The sequence below is a fragment of the Streptomyces fulvoviolaceus genome, from assembly GCF_000718165.1.
Classification (GTDB): Bacteria; Actinomycetota; Actinomycetes; order Streptomycetales; family Streptomycetaceae; genus Streptomyces; species Streptomyces fulvoviolaceus.
On the sequence record NZ_JOEY01000042.1, the window covers coordinates 1 to 15,167 of the forward strand.

Annotated in this window: 14 protein-coding genes, 1 pseudogene and 1 riboswitch; of the genes and pseudogenes, 10 read left to right on the forward strand and 5 right to left on the reverse strand. The window is 70.7% G+C overall.

The genetic code is table 11. The features are described 5' to 3' along the window. Positions 1 to 117: 117 nt before the first annotated feature. Entirely contained in the window at positions 118 to 1,329 is a 1,212-nt protein-coding gene (locus tag IG08_RS0136960) for an MFS transporter (protein WP_030613265.1), read from the reverse strand. A gap of 121 nt (positions 1,330 to 1,450) precedes the next feature. On the opposite strand from IG08_RS0136960, the gene IG08_RS0136965 reads away from it, so the two are divergent. Beyond that, positions 1,451 to 2,629, forward strand: a complete 1,179-nt coding sequence (locus IG08_RS0136965) for an ROK family transcriptional regulator (RefSeq protein WP_030613268.1) — start codon at positions 1,451 to 1,453, stop codon at positions 2,627 to 2,629. Here IG08_RS0136965 and IG08_RS0136970 read toward each other — a convergent pair. Together IG08_RS0136970 and IG08_RS63140 are read right to left on the reverse strand one after the other, a co-directional pair. Further along, on the reverse strand, positions 2,596 to 3,372 hold the full coding sequence (locus IG08_RS0136970) for an SDR family oxidoreductase (RefSeq protein ID WP_030613271.1): 777 nt from the start codon (positions 3,370 to 3,372) through the stop codon (positions 2,596 to 2,598). The two genes, IG08_RS0136965 and IG08_RS0136970, sit on opposite strands and share 34 nt — an antisense overlap. A gap of 88 nt (positions 3,373 to 3,460) precedes the next feature. Then, positions 3,461 to 4,299 (reverse strand): annotated as a pseudogene (locus tag IG08_RS63140) (sigma factor). A 141-nt stretch (positions 4,300 to 4,440) separates the two neighbouring features. Then, positions 4,441 to 4,571, forward strand: a riboswitch (FMN riboswitch). 145 nt (positions 4,572 to 4,716) lie between these two features. Here IG08_RS63140 and IG08_RS0136980 point away from each other — a divergent pair. The 9 genes from IG08_RS0136980 to IG08_RS0137020 all read left to right on the forward strand — a co-directional run bounded on the left by IG08_RS0136980 (position 4,717) and on the right by IG08_RS0137020 (position 12,083). Then, positions 4,717 to 5,322: a riboflavin synthase gene (locus tag IG08_RS0136980; RefSeq protein WP_030613274.1), complete on the forward strand. Its 606-nt coding sequence runs from the start codon at positions 4,717 to 4,719 to the stop codon at positions 5,320 to 5,322. Continuing rightward, entirely contained in the window at positions 5,319 to 5,960 is a 642-nt protein-coding gene (locus IG08_RS0136985; protein ID WP_030613278.1) for a nicotinamide mononucleotide transporter family protein, read from the forward strand. Before IG08_RS0136980 ends, IG08_RS0136985 begins: the two co-directional genes overlap by 4 nt. Beyond that, a complete protein-coding gene (locus IG08_RS0136990; RefSeq protein WP_030613281.1) occupies positions 5,957 to 7,255 on the forward strand; it encodes a bifunctional 3,4-dihydroxy-2-butanone-4-phosphate synthase/GTP cyclohydrolase II in 1,299 nt (432 codons plus the stop codon). Before IG08_RS0136985 ends, IG08_RS0136990 begins: the two co-directional genes overlap by 4 nt. 21 nt (positions 7,256 to 7,276) lie before the next feature. Then, complete coding sequence (ribH, locus tag IG08_RS0136995; RefSeq protein WP_030613284.1) at positions 7,277 to 7,762, forward strand: 6,7-dimethyl-8-ribityllumazine synthase; 486 nt, start codon at positions 7,277 to 7,279, stop codon at positions 7,760 to 7,762. 34 nt (positions 7,763 to 7,796) lie between these two features. Next, positions 7,797 to 8,069 carry a phosphoribosyl-ATP diphosphatase gene (locus IG08_RS0137000; protein WP_018534786.1) on the forward strand — a complete coding sequence of 91 codons (273 nt, stop codon included), beginning with the start codon at positions 7,797 to 7,799 and terminating at the stop codon, positions 8,067 to 8,069. A gap of 54 nt (positions 8,070 to 8,123) precedes the next feature. Next, positions 8,124 to 8,972 (forward strand): ATP phosphoribosyltransferase, encoded by an 849-nt coding sequence (gene hisG / locus IG08_RS0137005; protein ID WP_030613287.1) that lies wholly within the window; start codon positions 8,124 to 8,126, stop codon positions 8,970 to 8,972. Positions 8,973 to 8,986: 14 nt separating this feature from the next. Continuing rightward, on the forward strand, positions 8,987 to 9,442 hold the full coding sequence (locus IG08_RS0137010; RefSeq protein WP_030613290.1) for a PH domain-containing protein: 456 nt from the start codon (positions 8,987 to 8,989) through the stop codon (positions 9,440 to 9,442). Positions 9,443 to 9,666: 224 nt separating this feature from the next. Further along, on the forward strand, positions 9,667 to 11,001 hold the full coding sequence (locus tag IG08_RS0137015; protein ID WP_030613293.1) for a hemolysin family protein: 1,335 nt from the start codon (positions 9,667 to 9,669) through the stop codon (positions 10,999 to 11,001). Then, positions 10,998 to 12,083, forward strand: coding sequence for a hemolysin family protein (locus tag IG08_RS0137020; RefSeq protein ID WP_030613295.1), 1,086 nt, complete (start codon positions 10,998 to 11,000; stop codon positions 12,081 to 12,083). Before IG08_RS0137015 ends, IG08_RS0137020 begins: the two co-directional genes overlap by 4 nt. A 64-nt stretch (positions 12,084 to 12,147) precedes the next feature. Here the strand turns inward: IG08_RS0137020 and IG08_RS0137025 are convergent, their stop codons facing one another. Then, positions 12,148 to 14,013, reverse strand: coding sequence for an AAA family ATPase (locus tag IG08_RS0137025; RefSeq protein WP_030613298.1), 1,866 nt, complete (start codon positions 14,011 to 14,013; stop codon positions 12,148 to 12,150). Between the two features lie 432 nt (positions 14,014 to 14,445). Then, positions 14,446 to 15,066, reverse strand: a complete 621-nt coding sequence (locus tag IG08_RS0137030; RefSeq protein ID WP_078655886.1) for a uridine kinase family protein — start codon at positions 15,064 to 15,066, stop codon at positions 14,446 to 14,448. Positions 15,067 to 15,167: the final 101 nt, after the last annotated feature.

Here is a 15,167-nt window from a genome sequence, read left to right on the forward strand (position 1 = left end):
TCAGCGGATCAACGTGCTGTTCGCGATGCTCCGCGACGGCACCTTCTACGAACCCCGAACCCCACGCCTCGCTTGACGAAAGACATAGAGGCACCCCCCGCGACCTGGAGCGGGGTTTCAGGGCTGCCGGTCGGGAACCGCTGCGGCCGGCGGGCTGAGCTTCGGCCGGTCGCGGTCGCCCGCGCGCAGGACCCCCGCGAAGGCCACGAGCCCGCACGCGAGCACCGTCACGAGGCCGAACGACACCACCAGGCTGGTCGCCTGGGCCACCCCGCCGAGGAGACTGGGCGCGATCAGGCCCGAGGTGTACGTGATGGTCGCGACGCCCGCGATGGCCTGACTGGGGTTCGGGCCGCTGCGGCCTGCCGCCGCGAAGCACAGCGGTACGACCACGGCGATGCCCAGGCCCATCAGTGCGAACCCGCCCATCGCCACCGCCGGATGGCCCGCCACGACGATCAGCAGTCCGCCCGCCGCGGCGAGGACGCCTCCGGCGCGGACCGTGCCGACCGAGCCGAAGCGGTTCACCACCGCGTCGCCCGCGAGTCGGGCCACCGCCATGGTCAGCATGAAACCGGTCGTGCAGGCCGCGGCGAGCCCCGCCGAGCTGTCGAGCTGGTCGCGCAGATAGACCGCGGACCAGTCCAGGCTCGCGCCCTCCGCGAACACCGCGCAGAACCCGACCGCGCCGATGAGCAGCGCCGACTTGGGCGGCAGCGCGAACCTCGGCGGCGGCTCCTCGTCCTCGGCCGGCTGCAGGTCCAGTACCCAGCTGCAGGCCAGGATGCCGAGGAAGGTGAGGGTCGCCGCCGCCAGCGCGAAGTGCAGTCGGGCGTCCGCGCCGAGATGCGCGGCGAGCGTGCCGCCCGCCGAGCCGACCAGCGCACCCGCGCTCCACATGCCGTGCAGTGAGGACATGATCGACTTGCCCAGCAGGTTCTCGATCTCGACGCCCAGCGCGTTCATGACGACGTCGGCCATGCCGGCGCTGGCTCCGTACACGAACATCGCCAGGCACAGGGTGTACAGGTTCGGCGCGAGGGACGGCAGGACGAGGGACAGCGTCCACAGCGTGATCAGTCCGCGCAGGGCCGTACGGCTGCCGAAGCGGTGGCTGATCCGGGCGGCCAGCGGCATGGAGCAGGAGGCGCCGAACGCCGTGAAGGCCAGTGCGAGTCCCAGCTGCCCCGCACTCAGCGAGGCATGGTCCTGGATCCACGGCACGCGTGTCGCGAACGAACCGGTGACGGCGCCGTGCACGGCGAAGACGGCCGCCACGGCGTACCGGGCGCGCCGCACCTGCCCCTGCTCGTACTGCACTTCGCTCATTCTCCCGCCCCTTCGCGGTCTCCGGTCCCCACCGGCGACGTAAACTATCAGGAACCCTGCCTGATAGATAGACGATTAAAGGCCGCCCGGGTGCGGCTCGCTGATCTGGGAGGATCCCGGCATGCCCGCATCCCCGAGCACCGCCCGGGCCATCAACGACCGGCTCGCCCTGCGTCTGCTCCAGCAGGAGGGCCCGTTGACGGCAGGGCAGTTGAAGCAGCTCACCGGCCTGTCCCGGCCGTCCGTCGCCGACCTCGTCGAACGCCTCACCGCCGCCGGTCTGATCGCGATGGTCGGGGAGTCGGGCGAACAGCGGCGCGGCCCGAACGCGAAGCTGTACGGCATCGTCGCCGATCGGGCGTACCTGGCCGCACTCGACGTACGCATGGAGGGTGTCTCGGTCGTCGTGTCCGACCTGTTGGGGCGGGTGCTCGCCGAGTCGTCGGTACCGATCGGCGGTGACACGGGGACGGGACCGGCGGTCGAGCAGGCGGTGACCCTGGTCGAACGGGTGGCCAAGGAGGCGGGCGCCGACCGCCTCCACACCGTCGGCATCGGCGCCCCCGGCCTCATCGACCCGGCCACCGGCGAACTCCGTGACTCCTCGGGCCTGCCCGAATGGCACCGCCGTCTGGTCGCAACCCTCCAGGAACGCCTTCCGGAGGCCCGGGTCCACGTCGAGAACGAGACGAACCTCGCCGCGCTGGCGGAGCAGCGGGACGGGGCGGCGCGGGACCGGGACACGTTCGTGCTGCTGTGGCTGGGGCATGGCACGGGCGCGGCGGTGGTGCTCGACGGTTCGTTGCGGCGGGGGGCTTCCGGCGGGACCGGGGAGATCGGGTTCCTGCCGGTGCCGGGGACGGCGGGCCTGCCCTCGGCGACAGCGTGCGACGGGGGGTTCCACTCCCTCGCGGGGTCGGCGGCGATCGCGGAGCTGGCGGGGGAGTACGGCGTGGTTGCCGTTGCCGCCGGGCCTGAGCCGGTCGCTGCGGCGCTGGTGGGGGCGGCGGTGACCGAGGGCGCGGACGGCTTCCTGGACGTGCTGGCTGATCGGCTTGCCGTGGGTGTGTCTTCCGTCGTCGCGATCCTGGACCCGGGCTGCGTGGTCCTCGGCGGCGAGGTCGGGCAGGCGGGCGGGGACGAGCTCGCCGCGCGGGTGGAGCAGCGAGTCCGCCGTATGTCGCCCTTGCCGACCGAGGTGCGCCCGAGCGCCCTCGGTGGCGGTGCCGTGCTGCGAGGCGCGCTGCTCACAGCCCGGGACCGTGCTCAGGACGAGCTGTTCGCGCCGCCCGAGCGCTGACGCTTCCCGAACCGCCGGGCCAGGTACTCCTCGAACGTCCCCTTCCCCACAGCCCGTTCCGGCGTCAGATGCCCACCCGCCCGGAACTGCCGAAACGCCTTGCCCCACAGCCGTACGTTCACCACGGCCCGCCGACGCCCCGTCGCCTTCAGATACACGCGAGCCAGCGACTCGAACGTCCGCACCTCGGGCCCGCCCATGTCGTCCACCCGCCCCGCGGGCTCGGCCGCGGCCAACTCGGCCAGCCGATCCGCGACTTCGGCCACCTCGATCGGCTGATCGCTCACACCCGAGGGCAGCGGCATGACCGGCGGCTTGGACATCGCGTTGAAGAACATGACCAGCAGATCGTGGAACTGGGTCGTCCGCAGCACGGTCCACCTCAGCCCCGACTCCTCGATCTGCTTCTCCACGGCGAGCTTGATCCGGTAGTACGGGAACGGCACTTGGTCGACGCCGACGATCGAGATGTAGACCAGGTGACCCACCCCCGCCCGGCGCGCCGCCGCGATCAGGTTCGCGGCCGCCTTCTCGTCCCCGCCGGTCTGCGTGGTCGCGCAGTGCACGATCGTGTCCACGCCCTCGACGGCAGCGTCCAGAGCGGCGCCGCCCTCGCGCAGATCGACGGCGTACGGCTGGGACTGCCGGCTGAGCACCCGCACCTCGTGCCCGTCCGCGCGCAGCCGCTCGGTGACGAGCCGGCCGAGCGTTCCGGTACCGCCGGTCACCAGGATCGTGGTCATGCTGTCAGCCCCTTCGGACGCCGGACGCTCCCGGACGGAGCGCCCTCCATCAGCTGAGACCGAGTAGCCCCCGCGGAACGTGACAGACCTACGACCGCACGAGCTGCCGGTGCACGAAACCGAGCTTGTCCGGGTTCAGCACGGCCCGCACCTCGGAGATCAGACCGTCCCGCAGTTCGACCGTGATCACGGTGATGAGCGTGTCGCCGGCCCACGCGGCGAGCGCGCTCCCGCCGTTGACCTCCGCCGCCGTGAACCGCAGGCCCGCGCCCCAGCGCTCGAACGCGCCCACGGCGAAGCGGACGACCTTCTCGCGCCCCTCGATCGGCCGCCGGGCCGCGGTGACCTTGCCGCCGCCGTCGCTCCACCAGGTCGCGTCGGCCGCGAGCAGCTTCTCCAGCCCGGCGAGGTCGCCCTCGCGCGCCGCCGTGACGAACGACGCGACCAGCTCCTCCCACCGCTCGGGCGCGGGCGCGAAACGCGACTCGGGCTCACCGACCCGTCGGGTAGCCCTCCGGTACAGCTGACGGCAGTTGGCCTCGGTGAGATCCAGTACGCCGGCGATCTCCCGGTAGCCGTACGCGAAGGCCTCCCGCAGCACGTACACGGCCCTCCCCCACGCCCTTAAGGCAGTGGGGGAGGGCCGAGCGTCCCGTCGGAGGTGACGACCGGCTCCGGCAGCCAGGTCCCGACGTACTGCTCGCGCCGGACCTTGGCCGAGGTCAGCCGGGTGAGACAGAGGTTGGTGACGACCTTGGCGAGCCAGGCCGCGAGATGCTCGATCTCCGCGCGGTCGGCCCCGCTGAGGCGCAGATACGCGTCCTGGACCATGGCCTCGGCCTCGTCGGCGGAACCGAGCATGCGGTACGCCAGCCCGAACAGCCGGGGACGGTGGCTCTCGAACTCGTCGGCGATCGTGCTGCTCATGCCCCTCACCCTGCCAGAGCCGGACGGGCCCGGAACCGAGGGGTGAGACGAGAAGTCCAGCGACGCCCCTTGTGAGCCACCCCACACCGTTCGCCCGTATGGAGGTCGATCAGGCGTGGCACACTGGCCGTGTACCAGAAGCAGCGCACTCCGGGGTCGGTGAAAGTCCGAACCGGCGGTTACAGTCCGCGACCCGGTCGCTTCCAGCGGCCGGTTGACCAGGTGAAATTCCTGGACCGACGGTTAAAGTCCGGATGGGAGGCAGTGCGCGGCGGGCGGGCATTCGTGCGCGCCGCCGTATCGACTCGTCCTTCGGGACGGGTGCGTCCGGCGTCGCCCCCGGTGTTCCTGCTCGTACATTCTGTCGTCATCGACAGCCCCGGAGTCCGTGCCCGAAGAGGCAGGAGGACCCGGGAAGTGTTCACCGGAATCGTCGAAGAGCTGGGCGAGATCACCGCCGTCGAGAACCTTGGCGACGCCTGTCGTTTCCGGCTGCGCGGCCCCGTCGTGACCGAGGGCGCGAAGCACGGCGACTCGATCGCCGTCAACGGTGTCTGCCTCACGGTCGTCGACCACGAAGGCGACGAGTTCACCGCCGACGTCATGGCGGAGACCCTGAACCGCTCCAGCCTCGGCGCCCTCGCCGTCGGTTCCCGCGTCAACCTCGAACGCCCCACCGCCGTGGGCGCACGCCTCGGCGGGCACATCGTGCAGGGCCATGTCGACGGCACCGGTGAGGTTCTGGAGCGCAAGCCCTCCGAGAACTGGGAGATCGTCAAGGTCTCCCTCCCCGCCGACCTCACCCGGTACGTCGTCGAGAAGGGCTCCATCACGGTCGACGGCATCAGCCTCACCGTGGTCGACGCCGGCCCCGACTACTTCACCGTCAGCCTCATCCCCACCACCCTCGCCCTGACCACGCTCGGCCTCAAGCAGCCCGGCGACCCGGTCAACCTCGAGGTGGACATCGTCGCCAAGTACGTCGAGCGCCTGCTCGCCACCACTCAGGGGGCGGCGAAGTGAACTGGCTGAACTCCGAGGCCTTCGTCGCCTTCGACCAGCACATCCTCTGGTCGGACATGATCGGCAACATCCTCGGCCTGATCGCCCTGGCCCTCGGCTGGCGGCGCAACCTGTGGAGCTGGCCGGTGCAGTTCGCCTCCGGCCTCATCCTCTTCGGCGCCTTCTTCGGCCACCTCACCGGCAGCGCGGGCAAGCAGGCGGTCGTCATGGCCGTCGCCCTGTACGGCTGGTGGCAGTGGAACCGCAACAAGGGCCAGGCAGAGGACGGTCACATCGCCCCGCGCTTCGCCACCTGGCGCGAACGCGCCGCGATGGTCGGCGCGGCCGCTGTCGGCACGGTCGCGGTGGCCCTGCTCTTCAAGGCCTACCCGACCCTGTCCTGGGACCCCTGGCCGGACGCCTACATCTTCGTCGGCACCATCGTCGCCATGTACGCCCAGGCGCGCGGCATGGTCGAGTTCTGGTTCGCCTGGCTGCTGGTCGACCTGGTCGGCGTCCCGCTGAACTTCGCCAACGGCTACGCCTTCTCCGGTTTCGTCTACGTCATCTACGGCGCGCTCGTCCTGTGGGGCATGCGCGACTGGTGGCTGCGCTCCCGCAGGGCCGCGCAGCCCGCCCTGGAAGGAGCGCCGGCATGAGCGCCGCACCCATCCTGTACAGCACCGACGGCTTCGAGGACTTCGCGCTCGACCCGATCGAGCAGGCCGTCGCCGACATCGCGGCCGGCCGCCCGATCGTGGTCGTCGACGACGAGGACCGCGAGAACGAGGGCGACCTCGTCGTCGCGGCGGAGAAGGTCACGCCCGAGATCGTGGCCTTCATGATGAGCGAGTGCCGCGGTCTGATCTGCGCCCCCATGGAGGGGGAGGAGCTGGAGCGGCTGCGGCTCCCGCAGATGGTCGACGACAACACCGAGTCGATGAAAACCGCGTTCACCGTCTCCGTGGACGCATCGGGCGCTCACGGTGTGAGCACCGGCATCTCGGCTTCGGACCGTGCCACGACGCTTCAGCTGCTGGCGAGCGGCACCGCGCAGGCCGACGACTTCGTCCGCCCCGGCCATATCTTCCCGCTGCGCGCCAAGTCCGGCGGGGTACTCGTCCGCAACGGCCACACCGAAGCGGCCGTCGACCTCGCCCGCCTCGCGGGCCTGCGTCCGGCCGGCGCGATCGTCGAGATCGCCGGCGAGGACGGCCGTATGCTCCGGCTGCCCGAGCTGATCCCGTTCGCCCGCAAGCACGGCCTGACGATCATCTCCATCGAGGACCTGATCGCCTACCGCCGGACCTCGGAGCCCACGGTCCGCCGCGAGGCCGAGACCCGGCTGCCCACCGCCCACGGCACCTTCACGGCGTACGGCTACCGCTCCACCGTCGACGGCGTCGAGCACGTCGCCCTCGTGCACGGCGAGATCGGCGACGGCGAGGATGTCCTCGTCCGCGTCCACTCCGAGTGCCTCACCGGCGACATCTTCGGTTCCCAGCGCTGCGACTGCGGCCCCCAGCTCGACGCCTCCCTGGAGCGCATCCAGGCCGAGGGCAGGGGAGTGGTGGTCTACCTGCGCGGCCACGAGGGGCGCGGCATCGGCCTGCTGTCCAAGCTCAGGGCGTACGAACTCCAGGAGCAGGGCCACGACACCCTCGACGCCAACCTCGAACTCGGCCTGCCCGCCGACGCCCGGGACTACGGCGCCGGCGCGCAGATCCTCCAGGACCTCGGTGTCCGCAGCCTGCGGCTGATGACCAACAACCCCGACAAGACCGACGCGCTGGTCCGCCACGGCCTCAAGGTCACCGGCCGCGAGCCGATGCCGATACAGGCGGGCGAGCACAACCTCCGCTACCTGCGCACCAAGCGGGACCGGATGGGGCACGACCTGCCCTGGCTGGAGACGGCCCCCGTGGCACCCGTCTCCACCTGCGGCAACCAGTAAGCAAGAACACCAAGGAGAGACGTGAGCGGCAAGGGTGCACCGGAACTGTCCGTACGCAATGTGGGTGACCTGCGGGTCGCCGTCATCGCGGCACAGTGGCACGAGAAGGTGATGGACGGTCTGGTGGACGGCGCCCTGCGCGCCCTGCACGACCTGGGCATCGACGAGCCGACCCTCCTGAGGGTCCCCGGCAGCTGGGAACTCCCGGTCGTCGCCAAGGTCCTCGCGGGCCGCGGCTACGACGCGATCGTCGCCCTCGGTGTCGTCATCCGCGGCGGCACCCCGCACTTCGAGTACGTGTGCCAGGGCGTCACCCAGGGTCTGACCCAGGTCTCGGTCGAGACCGGAGTCCCCGTCGGCATGGGCGTCCTCACCTGCGACACCGAGGAGCAGGCCCTGGACCGGGCCGGCATCGAGGGCTCCAACGAGGACAAGGGGCACGAGGCGGTGACGGCGGCGGTGGCGACCGCGGCCACCCTCCGCTCAGTATCTGAACCATGGCGCTAGGGCGGGCGGCACACCGCGTAAAGTGAGCGCCACCATGTCCAATAAGACGTTCGAGGAGCTCTTCACCGAGCTCCAGCAGAAGGCCGCCACCGGCGACCCCGCCACTTCCCGCACCGCAGAACTGGTCGGCAAGGGCGTCCATGCCATCGGCAAGAAGGTCGTCGAAGAGGCCGCCGAGGTGTGGATGGCCGCCGAGTACGAGGGCAAGGAGGCGGCTGCCGAGGAGATCTCGCAGCTGCTCTACCACGTCCAGGTGATGATGGTCGCCCGCGGCATCTCCCTGGACGACGTCTACGCCCACCTCTGAGCCGCAACCCCCCGCACCCCAACACCGTACGCACGAACAAAGGAAGCCGACCTCATGCTGCGCATCGCCGTCCCCAACAAGGGTTCCCTGTCAGGCCCTGCGGCGGAGATGCTGCATGAGGCCGGCTACCAGCAGCGCCGCGAGTCCAAGGAACTGCGGATCGTCGACCCGGTCAACGAGGTCGAGTTCTTCTACCTCCGCCCCCGCGACATCGCGATCTACGTCTCCTCCGGCCGCCTCGACATCGGCATCACCGGCCGCGACCTGCTGATCGACTCCGGCGCCAACGCCGAGGAGATCCTCCCGCTCGGCTTCGCCCGCTCCACCTTCCGCTTCGCCTCCAAGCCGGGCACGGCGAACGCCGTCGAGGACCTCAAGGGCAAGACGGTCGCCACGTCCTACGAGGGCATCGTCGCCAAGCACCTGGCCGACCAGGGGATCGACGCCTCCGTCGTCCACCTCGACGGCGCTGTCGAGACCGCCATCGAGCTCGGTGTCGCCGAGGTCATCGCGGACGTCGTCGAGACCGGCACCTCGCTGCGCAACGCGGGCCTGGAGGTCTTCGGCGAGCCGATCATGAAGTCCGAGGCCGTCGTGATCCGCCGCACCGGCGCGGACGGCGAGGAGCCCAAGGTGCAGCAGTTCCTGCGCCGCCTCCAGGGCGTCCTGGTGGCCCGGACGTACGTGATGATGGACTACGACTGCCGTGTCGAGCAGCTGGAGAAGGCTGTCGCCCTCACGCCCGGCCTGGAGTCCCCGACCGTGTCCCCGCTGCACAACGAGGGCTGGGTCGCCGTCCGTGCGATGGTCCCCGCCAAGGAAGCCCAGCGGATCATGGACGACCTGTACGACATCGGCGCCCGGGCCATCCTGACCACGGCCATCCACGCCTGCCGTCTCTGAAGGACCACGGAAAGATGTCCGACCTGCCTGCCCTCCCCGTCACGTTCCGGCCGGCCCGCACTCGTGCCGTCCTGCTCACCGCAGCCGTCGCGATCTTCGTGGTCATCACGGTGGTCGCGCTGCTGCTGGATCAGCTCGGCCCCGGCGAACGCCTCAGCTTCGTCTTCACTGCGGCACTCATCTCCTGGGTGCTGGCCCGGCTCGGGCGCGTGAAGGTGGTCGCCGACGAGTCCGGTGTCACCGTGGTCAACTTCGCCGGAGAACGCCGTCTGGACTGGGCCGAGATCATCCAGGTGAACCTCCGGCCCGGCGACCCCTGGGTGTTCCTGAACCTCAGCGACGGCACCAGCCTGCCCGCGCTGGGCATCCAGCCGGGCATCGCCAGAGAGCGCGCGATCGCCGACGCGCGTGCCCTGCGGGCGCTCGCCGAGGCCCGCTCCACAGCCCGGCCCGAGGAACATCAGGGCTGACTCAGGGCCTTCCACCCTGCCGCACGGGCCCATGTCTTGATTAATCTGTTGGTGGAGGCGTTTTTCGCTGCGCCCCGCCCCTGCGTGCCACCCGGCGCCCAGGGGTTCCTGCTACGCGAGGAGTGACCCTCTCCGGCGATGGACGGATCGTCCTGTAGTACCTGCGCCGCCCCCTCTCGACATACCGCGGACCCGGTCCGCGTGTACGCGGAGGCGGCGGCATCATGACCATCCCCCTGCTGCTCCTCGGAGCGGCGTTCCTCCTGATTCTCGCCAACGGCTTCTTCGTGGCGGCCGAGTTCGGCCTCGTCACGGTCGAGGCCACCGACGCCGAGAAGGCCGCCGCCGAGGGCGACAAGCGGGCCCACCGGGTCGCCGAGTCCCTCAAGGAGCTGTCTTTCCAGCTCTCCGGCACCCAGCTCGGTATCACCATCACCTCCCTCGTCGTCGGCATGCTCGCCGAACCGGCGCTCGCGGAGCTGCTGAACGGTCCCATCACCGCGATCGGCATCCCCGAGGGAGCCGTCTCCGGAGTGGCCGTCGTCATCGGCATGCTGGCGGCCTCGGCCGTGCAGATGGTGATCGGCGAACTCGTACCCAAGAACTGGGCGGTCTCCAAGCCGATGCAGGTCGCGCGCTTCGTCGCCGGCCCGCAGCACGCCTTCGCCCGGGTGTTCCGCCCGGTGATCGCGGGGCTGAACGCCGTCGCCAACCGGCTGGTGCGCGCCCTCGGCATCGAGCCCGCCGAGGAGCTGGCCTCCGCCCGCACCCCCGGCGAACTCGTCTCCCTGGCCCGGCACTCGGCCCAGGCCGGCGCCCTCGAACAGGACACCGCGGACCTGTTCGTACGGACCCTGTCGCTGGGCGAGCTGACCGCGCAGCACGTCATGACCCCGCGCGTGAAGGTCAGCGCGCTGCAGTCGTCGGCGACCGCCGAGGACGTCGTCAACCTGACCCGCGCCACCGGCCTCTCCCGCTTCCCCGTCTACCGCGAGAAGATCGACGAGATCGTCGGCATGGTCCACCTCAAGGACGCCCTGGCGATCCCGTCGCACGACCGCCTGCGCACCCCCGTGGTGCGCATCGCGCGGCCCGCGCTGCTGGTGCCCGAGACGCTGCCGGTCCAGCCCCTGCTGGCCCAGCTGCGCAGCGAGCAGCCCATCGCCGTCGTCGTCGACGAGTACGGCGGCACGGCCGGCGTGGTCACCCTGGAGGACATCGTCGAGGAGATCGTCGGCGAGGTCCGCGACGAGCACGACGGGCAGGACGTCCCCGAACTCGCCGCCGCCCCGGCGGAGGACGGCAAGCTCGCCTGGGACGCCGACGGCAGCTGCCGTGTCGACATCCTGCAGCGCATAGGCCTAGACGTGCCCGAGGGTCCGTACGAAACGGTCGCGGGCCTGGTCGCCGACCTGCTCGGCCGTATCCCGGCCGTCGGCGACAAGGCCGAACTGCCCGGCTGGCGGCTGTCCGTGCGCCAGGTCGGGCACTACCGCGCGGAGCGGGTCCGGCTGGTCCGGACGACTCCCGCGGTGAACGTCATGGAGGCCGTGCGATGACCGTGCTCCAACTCCTCTTCGCGGCCCTGCTCGTCCTGGCCAACGGCTTCTTCGTCGGCGCCGAGTTCGCGCTCGTCTCCGTGCGCCGCAGCCAGATCGAACCGCTCGGCACGGCCCGGTCCCGGCAGGTCCTGTACGGCCTGGAACGGCTTCCGCAGATGATGGCGGCCGCGCAGTTCGGCATCACCATCTGCTCGCTGACCCTGGGCGCGGTCGCCGAGCCCACCGTGGCCAAGCTGCTGGAGCCCCTCTTCGAGTGGATCCACCTGCCGCACGGCATGATCCACCCGCTCGGCTACGTCATCGCGCTCGCCGCCGTGGTCTTCTTCCACCTCGTCATCGGCGAGATGGTCCCGAAGAACCTCGCGATGGCCGCCCCGGAGAAGGTCGCGCTGTGGCTCAGCCCGGGCCTGGTCGCCTTCGCCCGCCTCTGCAGGCCGATCACCGTGGCCCTCGGTGCCTGCGCCCGGGCCATCCTGCGGCTCTTCGGTGTCGAGCCCAAGGACGAGGTCGAGGCGGTGTTCACGAGTGAACAGCTGAACCGGCTCGTCGAGGACTCCGGCCAGGCGGGCCTTCTCGACCCCGAGGAGCAGGAACGCCTGGAGGACGCCCTGGAGCTGGGCTCCCGCCCGGTGACGGACGTGCTGCTTTCGCGCGAGTCGCTGGTGACGGTCAGCCCGTCCGTCACCCCGGGCCAGATCGTCCGGCTCACCGCCCGCACCGGGTACTCCCGCTTCCCGGTCGCCGCGGAGAACGGCGCCTTCATGGGCTACCTGCACGTGAAGGACGTACTGGATCTGGAGGAGTCCGAGCGGGCGGTACCCCAGCAGATCTGGCGTCCGATGACCACGCTCAGGTCCGAACTGCCGCTCGACGACGCCCTGACCGTGATGCGCCGGGCCGCCACGCACCTGGCCCAGGTGGCCGACGCGTCCGGCAAGGTGCTCGGACTCGTCGCGCTGGAGGACGTACTCGAGCTGCTGGTCGGCGAGGTCCGCGACCCCGCGCACCGCGAGGTGCCGCAGGTACGGGTGACGGAGCCGAGGGCGAGCGGCGAGCCGGAGGAAGCACTGGCCAGCTAGGCGGTCGGCGGAGTGGGGGCTGGTCGGGGGAGTGACCAGCCCCCATCCAGCCGCAGCCGAACGACTACATCGCCGACGGATCCTGCGGTCCTCGCCCCGACAGCACTTCCCCATACGCCTGCATCAAGTCCGGCAACCGCAACGTCGACAAGTCATCCCGGGACAACATCCCCGGATACACCGACAACCGCAGATCCCGGTACGCACAGCTCTTCTCGTACAGGGTGCGCAGGAACCGTCCGTTGCCCAGCTCGTCGATCCACCCCTGGTCCACCACGTGCCCGGCGATCGACCGCAGCTCGTCGAGCGCCTCCTCGTCCCACACGTCACCGTTCTCCGCGGCCAGCACCTCGCCGATGGAGGTGAGTTCGAGGGGGCGGTAGGAGGGGAAGTCGACGCGGGTCGTGAAGCGGGAGGACAGCCCGGGGTTGGCGGCCAGGAGACGGTCCATGCCCTCCGGGTAGCCGGCGAGTATCACCACGAGGTGGTCGCGGTTGTCCTCGGCCCGCTTCAGCAGCACCTGCAGGGCCTCGTCGCCGTACGCGTCGCCCTTGCCGTAACCGGAGTTGGAGAGCGAGTACGCCTCGTCGACGAAGAGCACACCGCCGAGCGCGGAGTCGATCAGCTCGTTGGCCTTCACGGCCGTCTGGCCGAGGTACTCGCCGACCAGGTCGGCCCGCTGGGCCTCCACGAGATGGTCGCCCCCGAGGAGGCCGAGGGCGTAGAAGACGCGGCCCAGGATGCGGGCCACGGTGGTCTTGCCGGTGCCGGAGGGGCCGGAGAAGACGAAGTGACGTTTGGGCGGCTGGACCGGCAGGCCCTGCCCGGTGCGGAGACGCGCCATGTTCAACTGGGCGGAGAGCGCTTTGACCTGGCGCTTCACCGGCTCCAGGCCCACCATGCGCTCGAGCTCGGCGAGCGCCTCCTCCAGTAGTGCCGGGTCGGTGGGTCCGGCGGGCAGTGCCTGCGCGGGCACCCCGCCCTTCTCGCGCACCGCCGGATCGGCCACCGAAGGCGGCAGACCGATGGGCGACAGATCGGGCTCCGAGAGTTTCAGGTCCCGCCCCTCGGGGCCGAAGAGCGGGTCGAGACCCTCGGGCCCCTCCAGCGCGTCCTGGCCGAGCCCGGTGAGCGTGATCGCGGCGAGGTCGGCGGCGTCCTCGTATCCGTCGCCCTCGGCGATCGCGGCGAGCCGGGCCGAGGTGTCCATGAAGGCGGGGTCGACACGGTGCACGGCGCGGTACAGAGGCATCGCCGCCGCGCTGCGGCCCGTGCCCTCGTGGGCCCGCGCCAGCCAGTAGCGCAGCTCCTTGCGCTGCGGCTGTTCGCTGCGACAGCGCATCAGAGCCGCCGACAGCAGCGGTTCGGCCTGTCCGTACATCTCGAGGCGGACCCGGGCCATGCCGCCGAAGAGGCCGGCCTCGATGCCGAGCATGGGGTCGTCGATCAGCGGGTCGGTGTGCCGGACCAGCTGCTCCCAGTCCTTGACGAGGTAGGCGCGACAGGCGTGCAGGAAGCGGACCTGATGGTCGGTGTCCACGGGCGGCAGGCCCGCGAGGGCCCGGTCCAGCTCGGGGACATGGCGGCCGTCCAGCCAGTGCGAGGCGTGCGCGAGGAGGAGATCACGCGGGCTCTCCAGCACCGGCTGCACCCACCAGCCCAGCCAGTACCAGGAATTGAGGGTCCGCCGGTGCCGGGCGCGTTGTTCGCCGAAGCGCTCGCGGTGCCGGAACATCCTGAGCAGCGCGGTCGTCGTGTCGACGCGCAGCGCGTGCAGTCCGAGCCAGCCGTCGGCCATCCCGGGATCGATCCGCACCGCGGCCCGGAACTCCTCCTCCGCCTGCGGATAGGCGCCCATCGTGTAGGCGTCCACACCTCGCAGCCAGGCGAGGTCGGCCGGGGCCTCGGGGCCCTGCGTGCCGAAATCCATCACGTCCCCCACAAACCGTGCCCCCGTGGTTCACCACCGGGCCGTCGCCAGGTGGCCGCCTTCGTCCAACCGCTGTGCCGCGGACCGGAGTTGCAACGGTGCGCAGAGCAGCTGTCCTCAAGGTCGCACCGAGGGCATCGTACCTGCGCGGGTGTCGCCCACCGAAGGGTGCCGCACAGGCCGTTTGGCGAGGTGGGAGCAGATGGGGCGCATCGCGGATGGTGACCGAGGGTGAGCGAATCACGCCGCTCGGCGTCCGGAAAAGTGGGTTCGGGCAGAACGAAGCCCCCGATCACGGGGGAACAACCGGGGGCTTCGCGACTGCGGGCGGCCTCGAACGGCCGCACATTGAGAACGTAAGACCTGTACGGCCCCTCGGTCAAGCCGAGTTGAGGCACTCCGGCAAGTTCCCACGCGGGGGCCTTCACAAGTTCAGCACATTGCGGATGGCCCGTCACCGTGCGTGACATTCTGGTCCGGTCCAACGGTCCCGGCAGGCCCCGGAATTGTCTCGTACCCCTTCTCGCACTGCCGTACCAGAAGGTCGGCGAAGGGCCGGGAGGGGTCTTCGGTGAAGTGTTCATGTTCCGCCCGGACCCATCCCTCCCAGAACTCCCGCTGCTCCTCGCCGTCCCGGGAACGCCCGCGCGTCCAGGACTCCTCGTGCGGCAGCTCCATCCACAGCAGGTGCGCCAGATGCGGACGCAGCGCCCGACGTCCCGCGCCGACCCCCTCCAGGAGGATCACCGGTTCCGGCGGCAGGGCGCGTGGAGGTCCGAAGCGGCGGGTGTGCCAGTCGTAGGGGGCATAGTGCGCGGTCTCGCCGCGGCCGAGCGGTTCGATCACCTGGGCCAGCAGCCGACCGGTCCAGCCGAACAGCTCGTCGTGGCTGGCGATGTCGTCGAGGTGCAGCACAGGCGCGTCGTCCAGGGCTCGGGCCAGCCGCCCGGCGAATGTGGACTTCCCCGAACCGGCGTGCCCGTCGACGCCGATCAGACGGACCGGGCCGCAGGACGCGGGCAGTCGGCGGAGCCGGGAGGCGAGATCGTGAATGACGGTTCCTGGGGACGAGGAGGCGCGGGTGCGTCCCGCGGAAAAGCTGCAGAAAGGCTCTGGAAAAAACTTTAGTGGACGAGACCAATATTCGTGGGCGC

Coding starts and splice junctions, on each gene's coding strand:
- IG08_RS0136970 (WP_030613271.1), bottom strand. CDS start 3,372: ATGACCACGATCCTGGTGACCGGCGGTACCGGAACGCTCGGCCGGCTC.
- IG08_RS0136990 (WP_030613281.1), top strand. CDS start 5,957: ATGAGCGCCGCACCCATCCTGTACAGCACCGACGGCTTCGAGGACTTC.
- IG08_RS0137020 (WP_030613295.1), top strand. CDS start 10,998: ATGACCGTGCTCCAACTCCTCTTCGCGGCCCTGCTCGTCCTGGCCAAC.
- hisG (WP_030613287.1), top strand. CDS start 8,124: ATGCTGCGCATCGCCGTCCCCAACAAGGGTTCCCTGTCAGGCCCTGCG.
- IG08_RS0136960 (WP_030613265.1), bottom strand. CDS start 1,329: ATGAGCGAAGTGCAGTACGAGCAGGGGCAGGTGCGGCGCGCCCGGTAC.
- IG08_RS0137010 (WP_030613290.1), top strand. CDS start 8,987: ATGTCCGACCTGCCTGCCCTCCCCGTCACGTTCCGGCCGGCCCGCACT.
- IG08_RS0137025 (WP_030613298.1), bottom strand. CDS start 14,013: ATGGATTTCGGCACGCAGGGCCCCGAGGCCCCGGCCGACCTCGCCTGG.
- IG08_RS0137015 (WP_030613293.1), top strand. CDS start 9,667: ATGACCATCCCCCTGCTGCTCCTCGGAGCGGCGTTCCTCCTGATTCTC.
- IG08_RS0137000 (WP_018534786.1), top strand. CDS start 7,797: ATGTCCAATAAGACGTTCGAGGAGCTCTTCACCGAGCTCCAGCAGAAG.
- IG08_RS0136965 (WP_030613268.1), top strand. CDS start 1,451: ATGCCCGCATCCCCGAGCACCGCCCGGGCCATCAACGACCGGCTCGCC.